This is a genomic window from Stenotrophomonas sp. Marseille-Q4652 (assembly GCF_916618915.1).
In the GTDB taxonomy this organism is placed as follows: Bacteria; Pseudomonadota; Gammaproteobacteria; order Xanthomonadales; family Xanthomonadaceae; genus Stenotrophomonas.
In genome coordinates this window covers 3252261-3268653 of the sequence record NZ_CAKAKE010000001.1, presented here as the reverse complement: position 1 = coordinate 3268653, position 16393 = coordinate 3252261, and the positions used below count along the sequence as shown (strand labels likewise).

The following is a 16393-nucleotide window of genomic DNA, read 5'->3' as shown; positions in this document are numbered from 1 at the left end:
ACGGGGACCTGCAAACCCGCTTGTGAATGCGTGAACGCCCCGCCTACACTCGGGACGATCCCACCATGAAACCCATCGTCCATGCCGAGCGCAGTCGCCACGGTCTTCCCGTATACGGCTGTGATCGTGGGCGGGACCTTGGCGGGGCTGGGGATGGCCGCGGCCACCCTGGCGTGGCGGGCGCGACGCCAGGTGCGGCAACTGCAGGCGCGCAACCGCGACCTGCACGAGCGCGACCAGCACCTGAAGCTGGCTCTGTGGGCCTCCGGCGAGCAGCTCTGGGACTATGACCTGCGCACGCGGCGCCTGCGCTGGATGCTTGCCGATGAGCTGGCCCCGGCCTCGGCCGAGATCACCATGGTCAACCGCGAGGAAGGCGACCCTACGATCCACCGCGACGACCTGCCCCAGGTGATGCGCCGCCTGGCCGACCACCTGGAGGGCCGCAGCGCGGTGTTCCTGTCCGAGCACCGCATGGAGCTGGGCCAGCCCGGGCAGTGGCACTGGGTACGTGCGCGCGGCCGGGTGGCCGAACGGGGCGCCGACGGCACGCCGCTGCGCGTGACCGGTACCGCGCGCGACATCTCCGTACACCGCCGCGCCGACGCCGAACGCCGCATCGCCAGCGAGGTGCTGCTCAACATGAGCGAGGCGGTCGGGGTGCTGGACCGCAACCTGCACTTCGTCTGGGTCAACCCGGCGTTTACCCGGATCACCGGTTACGAGGAAGCCCAGGTGCTGGGCGCGCCACTGCGCATGCTCGACACCGGCAACGAGCCGGCCGCCCTGCTGGAACAACGGCTGCAGGCGGTGCGCCAGGCCGGGCACTGGTCCGGTGACAACTGGCAGCGTCATCGCGAGGCCAGGAAATCCTCTGCCACGTGCGCCACAACCTGGTGCGCGACATCGATGGTCGCCGCAGCTTCCACGTGATCGTGCTGGAGGACATCACCGAGCGCCGCAAGGCCGAGCAGGAACTGCGCTACCTGGCCAACTACGACACCCTGACCAGCCTGCCCAACCGCGCCCTGGCCTCCGAGCGGCTGGCCCGCGCCATCGTCCGCGCCCGCCGCGAGGGCCGGCTGGTGGCGGTGCTGTTCCTGGACCTGGACCGGTTCAAGGACATCAATGACTCGCTCGGCCACGCGGTCGGCGACCGCGTGCTGCGCGCCGCGGCCGAACGGGTGCAGCAGGCGGTGGGCCCGCAGCACACCGTCGCACGCCTGGGCGGCGACGAATTCACCGTGATCCTCGAAGGCCTGTCTTCCACCGACGAGGCCGAGGAGCTGGCGCGCCAGGTGCTGGCCGCGTTCGAGATGCCGCTGCGGCTGGACGAACGCCGCGAGGTGGCGATGGCGCCCTCGGTGGGCATCAGCCTCTATCCGCAGCATGCGCTGCTGCCGACCGAGCTGCTCAAGCATGCCGACACCGCGATGTACCAGGCCAAGGCCGCCGGGCGCAGCACCTACCAGCTGTACTCGGCGCGGATGGACGAGCAGACCCGCCACCGCGCCACCCTGGCCAGCACCCTGCGCAAGATCGAGTTCGACGACGAGCTGAGCCTGGTCTACCAGCCACGCTATTCGCTGGTGGACCGCCGCGTGGTCGGGGTCGAGGCGCTGGTGCGCTGGCACAGCTCCGAGTTCGGGCTGGTCTCGCCCTCGCAGTTCATCCCGCTGGCCGAGGAGACCGGACTGATCCTGGAAATGGGCGAATGGGTTCTGCGCCAGGCCTGCCGGACCCTGCAGTCGTGGCGCGGGCATGGCCAGGAGGACCTGTGCCTGTCGGTCAATGTCTCGGCGATCCAGCTGCAGCGCGGCGATCTTTCCGGCCTGCTTGTACGCGTCCTCGACGAGACCGGCGTGCGCCCGGGCCAGCTGGAACTGGAACTGACCGAAAGCGCGGTGATGGGCAACGTCGCGGCCAATGCCGCGCTGCTGCGCGCCTGCCGCGACCAGGGCGTGGGCCTGGCCATCGACGATTTCGGCACCGGCTATTCCTCGCTGGCCTACCTCAAGCGCCTGCCGCTGACCACGCTCAAGGTCGACCGCGAATTCGTCCGCGACCTCACCCTGGACCCGGACGACGAAGCCATCACCAGCACCATCATCGCCATGGGCCACTCGCTGTCGCTGAAAGTGGTGGCCGAGGGCGTGGAGTCGCGCGGCCAGCTGCAGTTCCTGCACGAGCACGGCTGCGACGAGATCCAGGGCCACCTGGTGGCACCCGCACTCGAACCCGACGCCTGCCTGCGCTTCCTGCAGAAAGCCGCGCGCGGCGCCCATTGACCACCCCTCGCCCCGATGCCTATCGTGCCGCCCATGGATCCAGCCGACACCCTTGCCCAGCTGCAGGCCCTGGCCGCGCGCTTCGAGCTGCTGCTCGAGCGCAACCAGCGCTTGGCCGAAGAGAACCGCAGCCTGCGCCACCAGCAGGAACAGCTGATCGGTGAGCGCGCGCAACTGCTGACCAAGAACGAACAGGCCCGTTCACGGGTGGAAGCCATGATCACCCGGCTCAAATCACTGGAGCAGCACACGTGAGCCAGACCGAACCCGTCAGCGTCCGCATCCTCGACCGCGAATACACCGTCGGCGTCGATGCCGACGAACGCGACAGCCTGCATGCCGCCGCGCGCATGCTCGACGCCAAGATGCGCGAGATCCGCGGCAGCAACCGCATGGCCGCTGTCGACCGCGTCGCGGTGCTGGCCGCGCTCAACCTCGCGCACGAACTGCAGCAGCTGCGCGACGAACAGCTGCGCCAGTCCGCCGAAGTGCAGCGCACCCTGGCCGAACTCAACCAGCGCCTTGACCGTGCGCTGGACAGCAGCCCGCGCTGAACGAATAACACACGGCTCACGCTGCTGAACCCGGCACTGCCCGACGAACGGGCTGGCCATGCCGGGCAATGCCGCTATAATTTCCCTGCGTTCTCTGCCGTGCACGACAGCGTGTGCAAACATTCGCCTTGTCCCTTAATGACGACCACGGGGACGCGACGGCGCCGGGTGTGCATGTCCGCCACGTAGCGGGAAGCCCGATGGTTCCCCAGCGTTCCCACTTGAACCCCGGGTTCAAGGTCGTTTCGCACGCATCGTCATGGCGGAGAATGCAATTCTTCCTGCAACAGCGGCTCCCACGGGTGCCGCTGTTGTTTTTTGTGCGTGCGGCAACTGCGCCAACGCGCTTCAATGGACGCCTTCCTGACCCGGCCTGTTGAAGATGCGCATTACGTTCCCACCCTGCCGCGGCCGCTTCGCATGAGCACCGACCGTCACGAGCTGCGTCGCCAGTTGCGGCAGGCGCGCCGCGAGCTGTCCGCTCCCGTGCGGCTGGCCGCCGCCGAACTGCTCGCCACACGGTTGCTGGCGCTGCCGTTTGCCGACATCGCCGGCCCGGTCGCCGGTTACTGGGCAATGGACGGCGAGATAGCCCTGCACCGCTGGCAGATGCAGTTGCCGTCGCGCCAGACCTACTGCCTGCCGATCCTGCATGGCGAGCTGCTGCGCTTTGCGCCGTGGCGGCCGGGGCAACCGCTGGCCACCAACCGCTATGGCATTCCCGAACCGGACATCCATCCCGACGATGCCCTGCCGGCCGAGGCAATGGCCCTGGTGGTGGCACCGCTGGTCGGCTTCGACAGCGCCGGGCGCCGGCTGGGCATGGGAGGCGGCTGGTATGATCGCAGCTTCGCTTTCCGCCACCAGCGCAGTGCACCACCGTGGCTGGTCGGCGTCGGCTTCTCCGTGCAGCAGGTGCCCGCGCTTCCGGTCGAGCACTGGGATGTGGCGGTGGACGCCATCTGCACCGAAACCACCACCCTGTTCCCCGAATCCCCGCACGCATGACTGCCCGCAAGCGCTACTGGCTGATGAAGTCCGAACCGGACGCCTTTTCCATCGACGACCTGCAACGCGTGGGCACCGAGCCCTGGAACGGGGTGCGCAACTACCAGGCGCGCAACTTCATGCGCGATGGAATGAAGGTCGGCGACGGCATCCTGTTCTACCACTCCAACACCAAGGTACCGGGCATCGTCGGGCTGGCCACGGTGGCCAGCGAGGCGTATCCGGACGACACCCAGTTCGACCCCGGATCGGATTACTACGACCCGAAGAGCACGCGCGAGGAACCGCGCTGGATGCTGGTGGACGTGGCCTTCGAGCGCAAGCTGGCGCGGGTGATCGCCCTGGACGAGATCAAGCAGCATGCCGAGGAGCTGGGCGAAGGTTTCCCGCTCACCGCCAGGGGCAACCGGCTGTCGGTGTTCCCGGTGACCGCCGCCCAGTGGAAGCTGCTGTTGTCGCTGGAAAAGGCCTGAGCGCCACGCCCGTCCACATCCCAACCCACCTACCTACTGCAGGTCCCAGCATGTCCGAAGCCAAGCGCCTGGCCGCCGAAAAAGCCATCGAGTACGTCGAGGACGGCATGATCGTCGGCGTCGGCACCGGTTCCACCGTGGCCTACTTCATCGATGCGCTGGCGCGCATCCAGCACCGCATCAAGGGCGCGGTGTCCAGCTCCGAGCAGAGCACGGCGCGGCTGAAGCAGCACGGCATCGAGGTGCTGGACCTCAATCACGCCGGCACGCTGTCGCTGTACGTGGATGGCGCCGATGAGTGCGACCCGGCCAAGTGCCTGATCAAGGGCGGCGGCGCCGCGCTGACCCGCGAGAAGATCGTCGCCGAGGCCAGCAAGCAGTTCGTCTGCATCGTCGATCCCTCCAAGCAGGTGCCGGTGCTGGGCAGGTTCCCGCTGCCGGTGGAAGTGATCCCGATGGCACGCAGCCTGGTCGCACGCGAGATCCTGGCGCTGACCGGCGGCCAGCCGGTGTGGCGTGATGGCGTGGTCACCGACAACGGCAACGTGATCCTGGACGTGCACAACCTGTCCATCACCGATCCGGTCAAGCTCGAGGCCCAGCTCAACCAGATCCCGGGCGTGGTCTGCGTGGGCCTGTTCGCCCGCCGCCGCGCCGACGTGGTGATCATCGGTGGCGAACCGCCGCAGGTGCTCTGAGCCATTCCATCGTGGCGCTGGCCGCCGTTGCGGCCTGCGCCCGTTGTCTTGACGCCCCCCGCGCCTTGGCCGAAGGTTCGCCATCGTGCCCAACTCCCGAGCCCGCCATGTCCCTGCTCCGCACCCTGCTGCTGTGTTCCCTGTTCGCCCTCGCTGGGTGCGCCTCGGCCGCGCCGAAGTACTGGGTGGAGCTGGCTGGCGAGCGCTACGAGGTCGAACTGGCCCAGGACGACGAGTCGCGCGCGCGCGGGCTGATGTTCCGCGACAGCATGCCGGTCAACCACGGCATGCTCTTCATCCATGACCGGCAGGAGCCGCAGTCGTACTGGATGAAGAACACCCGGCTGGCGCTGGACATCCTGTACTTCGACAACCAGCGCCGGCTGGTGTCGCAGAAGCGCGACGTGCCGCCGTGCACCGGCGGCAACGGCTGCCCGTCGTACCCCAGCCGTCGCCCGGCCCGCTACGTGCTCGAACTCAACGCTGGCCAGGCCGCGCGGCTGAACCTGGAAAACGGCGCGGAGCTCACCTTCGGTCCCGGCATCCCGACGCTGGACTGAACCAGACAGCCTGGTCACGCGCCGGATGCTTGAATGGAACCGGTTCCGTCGCCAGTGTGCGGATATGCCGAATACGAATTTCCTCCTGCCGGACTGGGATGCGCTGGGCGCCCGCGACAACGACGACCTGCCGCTGCTGGCCAGCGCGCTGCTGATCGCCCGTGACGAGTACCCGGACCTGGACCCGGCCCGTTACGACGCGCTGGTGCAGGAGCATGCCGACCACCTGCGCACCGAGGTCGCGGCCATCGCCGCCTGGCCGTTGAAGGTCGCGGCGATCAACCGGCACCTGTTCGACGAGCTGGGCTACACCGGCGACCACGTCGAGTACTACGACCCGCGCAACAGCTACCTCAACGAGGTCTTCGACCGTCGCCTCGGCAACCCGATCTCGCTGGCGCTGGTGCAGATGGAAGTCTCGCGCCGGCTCGGCATCCACCTCGACGGCATTTCCTTCCCGGGGCATTTCCTGGTGCGGATGCCGGTGGAGGAAGGCGTGCTGGTGATGGACCCGTTCAATGGGGGCCGCCCGCTGGGCGTGGACGAGCTGCGCGAACGCGCCAGCCAGCACCTGGGCGGGAAGACGCCCGACGACAACGTGCTGGCGCATATCCTCGACCCGGCCCCGCACCGCGCGATCCTGGTGCGGATGCTGCGCAACCTGCACGCCATCTATGCCGAGCGTGGCGAGTGGGACCGTGCCGCGCGCAGTGCCGACCGCGTGCTGAAGCTGGCGCCGGAGCAGTCTGACGCGCTGCGTGACCGCGGGCTGGCTTATGCCCGTCTGGGACATGTGGCCGGCGCCCGCGAGGACCTGGCCAACTACCTGCTGCGGCAGCCGCAGGCCGACGATGCAGCCGCGATCCGCGATCGCGTGATCACCCTGGGCGCGCGGCGCCCGCGCCTGCACTGATGCGGGACAGCGCGGCACACGCCGCGCCGCGTGGATCAGTCCAGCTCCACCATCTCGAAATCGTCCTTGGTCACGCCGCAGTCCGGGCAGGTCCAGGTGTCCGGGATGTCCTCCCAGCGCGTGCCGGGGGCGATGCCCTCTTCCGGCAGGCCGTCGGCTTCGTTGTAGGTGAAGCCGCAGACAACGCACATCCAGGTGCGATAGGTGGTGGTGGTGGCATCGGTCATCGGATAATCACGGTCTGGACGAGTCTGTCTGCAGGCATTGTCCCATCCCCGCCGCCACCCCGGTAATTGCCATGCCTCCCGCTTCCTTCCCGCACGCGCAAGCGCGCGGCGTGTACCTGATCACTCCCGACGAGACCGACACCGCGCGTCTGCTGGCGCAGGTGCAGCCCTTGCTTGGCGCGGGCGTGCCGTGGCTGCAGTACCGCAACAAACTGGCCGACGCCGCGCTCCGCCTTGAACAGGCAACGGCGTTGCAGGGCCTGTGCGAACAGGCCGGCGTGGCACTGGTGATCAACGACGATGCCGCGCTGGCAACGGCCGTGGGCGCGGCCGGGGTGCACCTGGGCGAGGACGATGGCGACATCGCTGCCGCACGCGCCCTGCTCGGCCCCGATGCCATCGTGGGTGCCTCCTGCTACGACCAGCTGGCGCTGGCGCAGTCGGCGGTAACCGCCGGCGCCAGCTATGTCGCCTTTGGCGCGTTCTTCCCCAGCCGCACCAAGGCCAACACCCGCCATGCCGACGCGGCGCTGCTGCATGGCGCGGCAATGCTGGGCGTACCGCGGGTGGCGATCGGCGGGCTGACCCCGGACAATGCAGCACCGATCATCGCCGCCGGTGCCGACCTGATCGCCGTGATCAGCGGTGTGTTCCAGGCGCCGGACCCCAGGGCCGCGTTGCGCGCCTATCTCGACTGCTTCCAGGACTGACCCCATGAACCACGACCAATCCCACGCCCTGTTCGAACGCGCCCGGAAGCTGCTGCCGGGCGGCGTCAACTCGCCGGTGCGCGCGTTCAAGTCGGTCGGCGGCGAACCATTCTTCGTGCAGCGTGCCGATGGCCCGTACCTGTTCGACGTGGACGGCAACCGCTACATCGACTACGTCGGCTCCTGGGGTCCGATGATCGTCGGCCACAACCACCCGGCCGTGCGCGAGGCCGTGCAGAAGGCGATCGGCGACGGCCTGTCGTTCGGCGCGCCATGCGCGGCCGAGATCACCATGGCCGAGACCATCACTTCCCTGGTGCCTTCGTGCGAGATGGTGCGCATGGTCAACTCCGGCACCGAGGCCACGCTGTCGGCGATCCGCCTGGCGCGCGGCGCCACCGGCCGCCAGCGCATCGTCAAGTTCGAGGGCTGCTACCACGGCCACGGCGACTCGTTCCTGGTCAAGGCCGGCAGCGGCATGCTGACCCTGGGCGTGCCGACCTCGCCGGGCGTGCCGGCGGGCCTGAGCGAGCTGACCGCCACGCTGAGCTACAACGATTTCGAAGGCGCGACGAAGCTGTTCGATGACATCGGCAGCGAGATCGCCGCGGTGATCATCGAGCCGGTGGTCGGCAACGCCAACTGCATCCCGCCGCGCGAAGGCTACCTGCAGCACCTGCGGCAGCTGTGCACGCAGCATGGCGCGCTGCTGATCTTCGACGAGGTGATGACCGGCTTCCGCGTCGCCCTCGGCGGCGCGCAGGCGCATTACGGCATCACCCCGGACCTGACCACCTTCGGCAAGATCATCGGCGGCGGCATGCCGGTGGGCGCCTACGGTGGCCGCGCCGAGCTGATGAACCAGATTTCCCCGGCCGGCCCGATCTACCAGGCCGGCACGCTCAGCGGCAATCCGGTGGCCATGGCCGCTGGCCTGGCGATGCTACAGCTGGTGCAGGCGCCGGGCTTCCACGAGCAGCTCAGCGCCGCCACCGCACGCCTGTGCGAAGGCCTGGAAGCGGCCGCATGCGAAGCCGGCGTGGCGGTCACCACCAACCGCGTCGGCGCGATGTTCGGCCTGTTCTTCACCGACCAGAAGGTGGAGACCTACGCCCAGGCCATCGCCTGCGACACCGCCGCGTTCAACCGCTTCTTCCACGCCATGCTCGAGCGCGGCGTGTTCCTCGCACCCAGCGCCTACGAGGCCGGCTTCCTGTCCAGCGCGCACGACGAGGCGGTGATTGAAGCAACCCTTGCTGCCGCGCGCGAGGCGTTCAAGGCCATCGCCGCCTGATCGCACCGGCCGCCGCGCGCCGCGCCCGGGAGGGGCCGTGGCGCGGCGCGGCAGCGGCTCAGGCGAAGACCAGGGTGCCTTTCATCATTGCCCAGTGCCCGGGCACCGAGCAGAAGAACGTATACGTCTCGCCCTTGCGCAGGCGCGCGGTGGCAAAGCGCACGGACGTCGCCTGGCCGCCGCCAATCACCGGCGTAAAGGCCAGCACCCGCGGATCCTTCGGCGGCAGGTAGCTGTCGGCGAGTTTCGCGCGCATGCCGGCACTGGCCACGGCCTGGAAATCCGCGCTGCGGGTGAGCACCCAGTTGTGGCCCATTGCGGCCGCCGACAGCTTGCCGGTATGGCGCAGGGTGAGCTCGACCTGGCTGCAGTCCGGCGCCACGCGCAGCTGCGACTGCGAGAACTGCATGCGGTCATCGCTGTCGATGCTGAGCGCGCAGGTGCGCGCCAGCGCCATCGGGGCAGACAGGCAGGCCACCACGCCCAGCATCACGGCAGACAGCTTCACGGCAACTCCAGCATTCGGTACTGGCGTTGATTCTATTCGGCGCATCCGGTGCGCCCATGCGACGGGATGTCGCACCTGTCCGCCGGGCACTCCGCTGCGGGCGGTTACTGTCTCCCGCAGGCACGCCCTCCATTCCCGATGCTCGCCACTACTCCACCCCGCCTGCTGTTGCTCGATTTCGACGGCCTGGTCGCCGACTACTCGCATGCCGCGCGCATCGTGGCGCTGGCGACCCACTGCAATGTCGAGCCGGCCGCGGTGGCACAGGCGATCTTTGGTTCGGGGCTGGAAGCTGCCCATGACAGTGGCCGCATCGATACCGCCGGCTACCTGCGGGAGATCACTCAGGCGTTGGGCAGGCCGCTGGACGAGGCCGGGTGGATCGCGGCGCGCGTGGCTGCAAGCCGGGCAAAGTCCCAGGTAGTGGAAATGTTGGGCAAGCTCGATCCAGCCTTGGCCGTCGGCATCCTCAGCAACAACAGCGCGCTGATGCTGCAGGCGATACGGCAGATCGCACCGGGCCTGTTCCCGCGTCTGGAGGGCAAGGTGCTGTGCAGTGCGATGCTGGGCGTGCGCAAGCCTGCGCCGGAAGCCTTCGTTGCCGCCCTGGCGTACTTCGGCGTGGAAGCGCGCCACGCGTTGTTCGTCGATGACCTGTTCGTCAACGTGCGTGGTGCCCGCGCTGCCGGGCTGCATGCGGAGACGGCACGCGACGCGCGCACGCTGCGCAAGGTGCTCAGGCGTTACCGATTGTTGTGAGCCAGCTGTCGGGCCCGGCGCTGGGCATGCCGGGGGCGTGCATCAGCGCTGGTGAGTGCACGACGTAGCCGCACCTGGCGCCATCAGCGCGCCCTGCTCCAGCTGCTGCCGCAGCATCAGCGCCAGCGCATCAAGCTGTTCGCGCGGCGCCGGCGCCGGCACACCGGCCGGATAGACATCCAGCAGGCCATCGCCGACGCGGCGCGGATGCACGTGCAGGTGGAAGTGGGGCACTTCCTGGCCGCCGGCCTCACCGTTGGACTGCCACAGGTTCAGGCCGTCGGGAGCAAGCGCACTGCGCAGCGCCAGCGCCACGCGGTGCGCCACCCGCATCGCGTGGGCGGCGACGTCCTCGTCCAGGTCGTACAGGGTTTCGGCATGCTGGCGCGGGATCACCAGCACATGCCCGGGCACGGCCTGGCGCAGGTCCATCAACGCCACAACGCGGGCGTCCTCGCAGATGACACTGGCCGGCGCGTGGCCGGCCAGGATCTGGCAGAAGACGCAGTCAGCCACCTCAGCGCGCGGCCAGGTAGGCGGCGATGGCCGCACGCACGCGCTTGAGGCCTTCGGCCAGTTCTTCGTCGCTGATGTTCAGTGCCGGCACGAAGCGCAGCACGCTGGCGCCGGCCAGCAGGATCAGTACCTGCTGCTCGGCGGCCAGGTCGAGGAACCTGCTGGCATCGGAGGCGTATTCGTCCTTCAGCACCGCGCCCATCATCAGGCCCATGCCGCGCACTTCGGAGAACACATTGAACTCGGCATTGATCGCCTCCAGGCCGGCGCGCAGTGCGGCCGACTGGCGGGCGACATTGGCCTCGATCTCCGCGCTGGACAGCTTCTTGAGCGCCACGCGGGCCACGGCGGTGGCCAGCGGGTTGCCGCCGAAGGTGGTGCCGTGCGAGCCGACCCCCATCGCGGTGGCGACCTTGGGCCCGGCCAGCATCGCGCCGATCGGGAAGCCGCAGCCCAGCGCCTTGGCCAGGGTCACGATGTCCGGAGTGACATTCCAGTTCCAGTGGGCGAACAGCTTGCCGCTGCGGCCCATGCCGACCTGGATCTCGTCGAACACCAGCAGCGCATCGTGCTCGTCGCACAGCGCGCGGGCGCGGGCCATGAATTCGGCCGAGGCCGGGACCACGCCACCCTCGCCCTGCACCGGCTCGAACATCACCGCGGCCACGTCGCCAGCAGCCATCGCTTCTTCCAGCTGGGCGACGTCGTTGAAGTCGATGTAGCGGAAGCCACCGGGCAGCGGCTCGTAGCCGGCCTGGTACTTGGGCTGGGCAGTGGCGGTCACCGTGGCCAGGGTGCGGCCGTGGAAGCTGCCGCGGCAGGTGACGATGGTGCGCTTGCCCGGCTCGCGGCCGGCGCTGGTCGCCCACTTGCGGATCAGCTTGATCGCGACCTCGTTGGCCTCGGCGCCGGAATTGCAGAAGAACACGCGCTGCGCGAACTTCGAGGCGGTCACCAGCTCCTCGGCCAGGCGCAGCGCCGGCTCGGTGTAGAACACGTTGGACACGTGCCAGATCTTCTCGGCCTGGGCCAGCAGCGCGGCCTTCAGGTCCGGATCGTTGTGGCCCAGCGAGCAGACCGCGATACCGGCGGCGAGGTCGATGAACTCACGCCCCTCCACGTCCCAGACGCGCGCGCCCTGGCCGCGCTCGAGCACCAGCTGGCGCGGCGCGTAGACCGGCAGGTAGTAGGAGGACTTGGACAGGAGCGCGTCGGTGGCGGTCATGGTGGCAGCAGGGGGAGAGGGGAAAGCGCCCATTGTCCTCCATCCGCCGACCCGCGGCACAATGGCGGCCATGAGACTGTTCAGTACCCCCCAGCTCAACCCGGCCCGCAGCAGCGGCTGGCGCCACCGCTGGTTCCACATCATCTACCACCACGATACCCGGCCGGCGCGCGACTTCGACCTGATCCTGATGGTGGCGATCCTGGCCAGCGTGGGCGTGGTCATGCTCGACAGCGTGCAGCGCCTGCACCACGACTGGGCAACGTGGTTCTACGTGATCGAGTGGGTCTTCACCGCACTGTTCACGGTCGAGTACGCGCTGCGCCTGCTGGTGGTGCGGCGGCCGTTGCGCTACGCCTTCAGCATCTGGGGAATCATCGACCTGCTGTCGATACTGCCCACCTACCTGTCGCTGTTCGTGCCCGGCGCGCAGAGCCTGCTGGTGGTGCGCGCCCTGCGCATCCTGCGCCTGTTCCGGATCCTCAAGCTGACCCGCTACATCGAGGAAAGCGGCGTTTTGATGCACGCGCTGTGGCGCAGCCGGCGCAAGATCCTGCTGTTCCTGTTCATGGTGGTCACCATCGCGATCATCGCCGGCGCCCTCATGTACGTGATCGAAGGGCCGGAGCGCGGCTTTTCCAACATCCCGGCCAGCATGTACTGGGCGGTGGTGACGATGGCCACGGTGGGCTTCGGCGACATCGTCCCGCACACCACCCTGGGCCGCTTCATCACCTCGGTGCTGATCCTGATCGGCTACTCGATCCTGGCCGTGCCCACCGGCATCTACACCGCCGAGCTGGCCGGCACCATGCTGCGCGGCGAGGACATCAGCCGGCTGGACCACCGCGGCTGCGTGATCTGCGGCCACGAGGGTCACGAGCACAAGGCGCGCTACTGCAACCGCTGCGGCCACGAGCTGCCGCGACCGCAGGATTGAGCCACGCTCAGTCCAGGAACAGGTCCGGCTCCAGCGGGTGGGCCGGGTCGACCGCGTAACCGGACAGGTCGGTGATCCCGGCCTCGGCCAGCACCTCGTCATCGATCAGGAACCGGCCGTTGAAACCGGCGGCCTCGCGCACCAGCACCGCATGCGCGGCATCGGCCATCACCTGCGGACGCCGGCAGCCGGCCACGTCGATGCCCGGGATCATGTTGATCGCGTCGGTGGCGATCACCGTGCGCGGCCACAGCGCGTTGACCGCCACGCCCTGCGGGCCGAACTCGGCCGCCAGCCCCAGGGTGACGAAGCTCATGCCCATCTTGGCCAGGGTGTAGCCGGTGTGCGGCCCCCACCACTTCGGGTCCAGGTTCGGCGGCGGGGCGAGGGTGAGGATGTGCGGGTTGGGTGCCTGCAGCAGGTACGGCAGGCAGGCCTGGGCACACAGGAAGCTGCCGCGGGCGTTGACCTGCTGCATCAGGTCGAAGCGCTTCATCGGCGTATCCAGGGTGCCGCGCAGCCAGATCGCGCTGGCGTTGTTGACCAGGATGTCGATGCCGCCAAAGGTGTCCACGGTCGCGGCCACCGCAGCGCGCACCTGGTCTTCCTCGCGGATGTCGCACTTCAGCGCCAGGGCGCGACCACCGGCGGCGTTGACCGCCTCGGCGGCGCTGTGGATGGTGCCCGGCAGCCTGGGATTGGGTACCGAGGACTTGGCGGCGATGGCCACGTTGGCGCCATCGCGCGCGGCGCGCTCGGCGATGGCCAGGCCGATGCCGCGCGAGGCACCGGTGATGAACAGGGTCTTGCCAGCGAGGGAGGTCATGGATCTGCCGTCTGCAGGTGCCTTGGAGGCGGTCACTTTAGGCAATTCCCGGCGCCGGCGGGATGATCGTCGCCGATCAGGGTTTGGGCCCCTGCCCCTCGTTGTCTTCCCAGTGCAGGATCCTGCGGGTCACGAAGCGGTAGACCGGCTTGCCGGTGCGGAACCACAGGTCGCGCACCCACGAGTGGCGCTTGAGCACGCGCCGCTCGACCGGGGTCAGGTGCGCGCGGCAGTACATGCGCTTGTGCTTGAGCAGGTGGCGCAGGTCCTCGCGGGCCAGCAGCCGCATCCAGCGCGAGCGCGGATTGCCACACACGGCGAGCTGGAAATCGATCAGGGCCGGGCTGCCATCCTCCAGCACCAGCCAGTTGGCTTCCTTGGCCAGGTCGTTGTGGACGATCCCCCGCCGGTGCAGCTGCTGCAGCAGGCGCCGGGCGGCGCGGAAGTAGGCCACGTCGCCGTGCGGGGGGCGCTGGTACATCGCGTCGCCGGCCATGAAGCTGCGGTCCAGCCAGCGCCCGTCCCAGCGCAGCAGGCGCGGGGTGGCCGGCATGTCGCCCAGCTGCTGCAGCGCCCGCGCCTCGCGCCGGGCCAGCCACCAGGCCGGCACCCGCAGCCACCATGGGGTGGCGGTGAGGTCACGGCGCACGAAGCGCTCGCCCCCCTGCCGCACCAGCAGGATGCGGCCGAAGCTGTCGGATTTCAGTGCGTTGCCGGTGCTGCCGTGAAGGTCGTCCATCGCCCCATTCTAGGGCGCCGGCGCGTGGGTCCGTTGCGGACCTCACTGAATCGTGACCGGATGGATGATGGCTTCGATGCGCACCGGAAGCCGACTGCGACGGGGCGGCCCCCTATAATTCCGCGATGAATTCCTGGATCGACGCCACGCTCGCATGGATCGCGGCCCATCCCGTGCTTGCTGGTGCGGTCATCTTCGCCATCGCGTTCTGTGACGCGGTAATCGTGCTGGGCGCCATCGTGCCCGCCCTGCCGCTGATGATCGCCGTGGGCGTGCTGATCGGCCTGGACGAGATTTCCGGCCCCTACGCAGTGGCCTGCGCGGCCGTGGGCGCCTTTGCCGGCGACGGCATCAGCTACTGGGTTGGCCGCCGCTGGGGCAACCGCCTGCGCGGGGTGTGGCCGTTCCGGCGCTACCCGCAGTTGCTGGACCGCGGCGAGCTGATGTTCCGCCGCAACGCGTTCAAGTCGATCCTGGTGGCGCGCTACGTCGGCGCGATCCGCCCGTTCGTGCCGGCCATTGCCGGCATCGCGCACATGCCCTTCCTGCGATACGCCAAGGCCAGCGCCGTGGCCTGCCTCTCCTGGGCGGTGCTGTTCCTGCTGCCGGGCTGGATGCTGGGCCAGGCCTATGACGCGGTGGCCGCGGTAGCCGGGCGGTTGTTCATGGTGCTGGCGCTGCTGGGCGTGGTCCTCGGCCTGGTGTGGGCGATCGTGCTGTACGGCTACCGCTGGTCGGCCGCGCGCATGGACAGCTGGCTGGCGCGACTGCTGGACTGGTCGCAGCGGCATCCGCTGCTGGGCCGCTACTCGGTGGCGGTGTTCGACCCGTCCCGACGCGAGTCGGTGCCGCTGGCGATGCTGGCGGTGATGCTGCTGGTGCTGGGCTGGGGCTGGTTCGCGCTGCTGATGGTGGTGCTGGCGCACGGCGAGCCGCTGGGCCTGGACCTGGCCGTGCACGAGGCGATGCTGGCCCTGCGCAACCCGCTGGCCGACTACCCGATGGCGGCGCTGGCCTCACTGGGCGACTGGCAGGTGCTGCTGCCGGCCACCGGTGCCGGCATGGCCTACCTGGCCTGGCGCCGGCGCTGGATGGCCGCCGCGCACTGGCTGGCGGCACTGGCCTTCGGCCTGGCCCTGACCAAGCTGCTGGGCACGACCATGCAGGTGGTGCGTCCGCCGGCAGCGAGCAGCGGTTTCGGCTTCCCGTCGGTGGCGGTGACCATGGCCACCATCACCTTCGGCTTCTTTGCCGTGCTGATCGCCCGCGAACTGCCCGGACGCACCCGCGTCTGGCCGTACATGGTCTCCGGCGGCGTGGTCGCGGTGATCGGCTTTGCCCGCCTTTACCTGGGCGCGCACTGGCTCAGCGATGTCATCGGCGGCATGTTGTTCGGCATCTTCTGGCTGCTGGTGCTGGGCGTCGCCTACCGCCGCCGCTTCAACCGCTCGTTCTGGATCAAGCCGGTGTCCTGGCTGTTCTACGGAGCGTTCGTGCTGGCTGGGCTGTGGTATGCCCCGCGCAACATCCCGCTGAAGCTGGCCAAGTTCGAGCCGGCGCCGCCGGCCGTGGTGCAGATCGATGCCGGGCAGTGGTGGAATGCCGACTGGCAGCAACTGCCCTCGCGCCGCAATGAATTCGACGACGACCAGCGCTGGCCGCTGGACGTGCAGCTGGCAGGTCCGCTACAGCCGCTGCGCGAGCAACTGGAAGCCCAGGGCTGGCGGGTGCAGCCGCAGGCCGGCTGGGAGCAGGCGTTGCTGATGCTGGATGCAACCCCGGACACCGACGACGTCCCGGTGCTGCCGGCCACGCTGGATACCCATGTCGAATCGCTGCTGCTGCTGCGCGATGGCGATGCCCCTGGCGAAAAATACGCGCTGCGGTTGTGGCCGGCGCCGGCGCAGCTCTCGCCGGGCGACACGCCGCTGTGGCTGGGCAGCGCGCAGACCCTGCGCTACCAGCGGCATTTCCGCCTGATCGGGCTGTGGCGGCCGCTGCGCGGGGTGGACCCGGCGCTCAATGCGGTGCTGCAGTCGCTGGGCGATCTGCCCCATCGCAGCGAGATCCATCCCGACACGCACATGCCGGTGCTGCTGATCCGCAGCGACGCAAGCGCCCCGGAGTAAACGAAAGGGCGCCGTGCGTGCCCTGC

20 protein-coding genes and 1 other RNA gene are annotated in these 16393 nt (G+C 69.1%); 15 read left to right on the top strand and 6 right to left on the bottom strand.

Features of this window, described 5'->3' with window-relative positions:
- Nucleotides 1-126: 126 nt before the first annotated feature.
- The 10 genes from LG380_RS15860 to LG380_RS15395 all read left to right on the top strand — a co-directional run bounded on the left by LG380_RS15860 (nucleotide 127) and on the right by LG380_RS15395 (nucleotide 6494).
- Entirely contained in the window at nucleotides 127-933 is an 807-nt protein-coding gene (locus tag LG380_RS15860; protein ID WP_263973788.1) for a PAS domain-containing protein, read from the top strand.
- Complete coding sequence (locus tag LG380_RS15855; RefSeq protein ID WP_263973787.1) at nucleotides 882-2288, top strand: EAL domain-containing protein; 1407 nt, start codon at nucleotides 882-884, stop codon at nucleotides 2286-2288. The genes LG380_RS15860 and LG380_RS15855 overlap by 52 nt, the downstream gene beginning before the upstream one ends.
- Nucleotides 2289-2321: 33 nt before the next feature.
- Nucleotides 2322-2543: a TIGR02449 family protein gene (locus tag LG380_RS15430; protein WP_225766307.1), complete on the top strand. Its 222-nt coding sequence runs from the start codon at nucleotides 2322-2324 to the stop codon at nucleotides 2541-2543.
- On the top strand, nucleotides 2540-2842 hold the full coding sequence (locus LG380_RS15425) for a cell division protein ZapA (protein ID WP_225766305.1): 303 nt from the start codon (nucleotides 2540-2542) through the stop codon (nucleotides 2840-2842). The genes LG380_RS15430 and LG380_RS15425 overlap by 4 nt, the downstream gene beginning before the upstream one ends.
- 88 nt (nucleotides 2843-2930) lie before the next feature.
- Nucleotides 2931-3115: non-coding RNA, 6S RNA (ssrS, locus tag LG380_RS15420), on the top strand.
- Nucleotides 3116-3262: 147 nt separating this feature from the next.
- Nucleotides 3263-3850: a 5-formyltetrahydrofolate cyclo-ligase gene (locus tag LG380_RS15415; protein WP_225766303.1), complete on the top strand. Its 588-nt coding sequence runs from the start codon at nucleotides 3263-3265 to the stop codon at nucleotides 3848-3850.
- Entirely contained in the window at nucleotides 3847-4323 is a 477-nt protein-coding gene (locus LG380_RS15410; RefSeq protein WP_225766301.1) for an EVE domain-containing protein, read from the top strand. Before LG380_RS15415 ends, LG380_RS15410 begins: the two co-directional genes overlap by 4 nt.
- Nucleotides 4324-4373: 50 nt before the next feature.
- Nucleotides 4374-5021, top strand: coding sequence for a ribose-5-phosphate isomerase RpiA (rpiA, locus tag LG380_RS15405; protein WP_225766300.1), 648 nt, complete (start codon nucleotides 4374-4376; stop codon nucleotides 5019-5021).
- Nucleotides 5022-5128: 107 nt separating this feature from the next.
- Nucleotides 5129-5581: a DUF192 domain-containing protein gene (locus LG380_RS15400; RefSeq protein ID WP_225766298.1), complete on the top strand. Its 453-nt coding sequence runs from the start codon at nucleotides 5129-5131 to the stop codon at nucleotides 5579-5581.
- Between the two features lie 64 nt (nucleotides 5582-5645).
- Nucleotides 5646-6494 (top strand): SirB1 family protein, encoded by an 849-nt coding sequence (locus LG380_RS15395; protein WP_225766297.1) that lies wholly within the window; start codon nucleotides 5646-5648, stop codon nucleotides 6492-6494.
- A 35-nt stretch (nucleotides 6495-6529) separates the two neighbouring features.
- Here the strand turns inward: LG380_RS15395 and LG380_RS15390 are convergent, their stop codons facing one another.
- The gene (locus tag LG380_RS15390; protein WP_225766295.1) at nucleotides 6530-6721 is read right to left on the bottom strand and encodes a rubredoxin; all 192 of its coding nucleotides are present in this window, start codon (nucleotides 6719-6721) and stop codon (nucleotides 6530-6532) included.
- Nucleotides 6722-6792: 71 nt separating this feature from the next.
- On the opposite strand from LG380_RS15390, the gene thiE reads away from it, so the two are divergent.
- Together thiE and hemL are read left to right on the top strand one after the other, a co-directional pair.
- A complete protein-coding gene (gene thiE, locus LG380_RS15385) occupies nucleotides 6793-7431 on the top strand; it encodes a thiamine phosphate synthase (protein ID WP_225766293.1) in 639 nt (212 codons plus the stop codon).
- A 4-nt stretch (nucleotides 7432-7435) separates the two neighbouring features.
- Nucleotides 7436-8725 carry a glutamate-1-semialdehyde 2,1-aminomutase gene (hemL, locus tag LG380_RS15380; RefSeq protein WP_225766292.1) on the top strand — a complete coding sequence of 430 codons (1290 nt, stop codon included), beginning with the start codon at nucleotides 7436-7438 and terminating at the stop codon, nucleotides 8723-8725.
- Between the two features lie 58 nt (nucleotides 8726-8783).
- On the opposite strand, the gene azu is transcribed toward hemL, so the two are convergent.
- Nucleotides 8784-9215, bottom strand: a complete 432-nt coding sequence (azu, locus tag LG380_RS15375; protein ID WP_225766666.1) for an azurin — start codon at nucleotides 9213-9215, stop codon at nucleotides 8784-8786.
- A 156-nt stretch (nucleotides 9216-9371) separates the two neighbouring features.
- Between azu and LG380_RS15370 the strand changes: the two genes are divergently transcribed.
- A complete protein-coding gene (locus LG380_RS15370) occupies nucleotides 9372-9992 on the top strand; it encodes an HAD-IA family hydrolase (RefSeq protein WP_225766291.1) in 621 nt (206 codons plus the stop codon).
- Between the two features lie 42 nt (nucleotides 9993-10034).
- Here the strand turns inward: LG380_RS15370 and LG380_RS15365 are convergent, their stop codons facing one another.
- Entirely contained in the window at nucleotides 10035-10508 is a 474-nt protein-coding gene (locus tag LG380_RS15365) for an HIT family protein (protein WP_225766290.1), read from the bottom strand.
- Between the two features lies 1 nt (nucleotide 10509).
- Complete coding sequence (locus LG380_RS15360; RefSeq protein ID WP_225766289.1) at nucleotides 10510-11733, bottom strand: acetylornithine/succinylornithine family transaminase; 1224 nt, start codon at nucleotides 11731-11733, stop codon at nucleotides 10510-10512.
- Between the two features lie 70 nt (nucleotides 11734-11803).
- Between LG380_RS15360 and LG380_RS15355 the strand changes: the two genes are divergently transcribed.
- Nucleotides 11804-12673 carry an ion transporter gene (locus LG380_RS15355; protein WP_225766288.1) on the top strand — a complete coding sequence of 290 codons (870 nt, stop codon included), beginning with the start codon at nucleotides 11804-11806 and terminating at the stop codon, nucleotides 12671-12673.
- Between the two features lie 7 nt (nucleotides 12674-12680).
- Here LG380_RS15355 and LG380_RS15350 read toward each other — a convergent pair whose 3' ends face one another.
- Nucleotides 12681-13499 (bottom strand): NAD(P)-dependent oxidoreductase, encoded by an 819-nt coding sequence (locus tag LG380_RS15350; RefSeq protein WP_225766287.1) that lies wholly within the window; start codon nucleotides 13497-13499, stop codon nucleotides 12681-12683.
- 76 nt (nucleotides 13500-13575) lie between these two features.
- Nucleotides 13576-14238 carry a serine/threonine-protein kinase gene (locus tag LG380_RS15345; protein ID WP_225766286.1) on the bottom strand — a complete coding sequence of 221 codons (663 nt, stop codon included), beginning with the start codon at nucleotides 14236-14238 and terminating at the stop codon, nucleotides 13576-13578.
- A gap of 125 nt (nucleotides 14239-14363) precedes the next feature.
- On the opposite strand from LG380_RS15345, the gene LG380_RS15340 reads away from it, so the two are divergent.
- Nucleotides 14364-16367 carry a bifunctional DedA family/phosphatase PAP2 family protein gene (locus LG380_RS15340; RefSeq protein WP_225766285.1) on the top strand — a complete coding sequence of 668 codons (2004 nt, stop codon included), beginning with the start codon at nucleotides 14364-14366 and terminating at the stop codon, nucleotides 16365-16367.
- The last annotated feature ends 26 nt before the right edge of the window (nucleotides 16368-16393 follow it).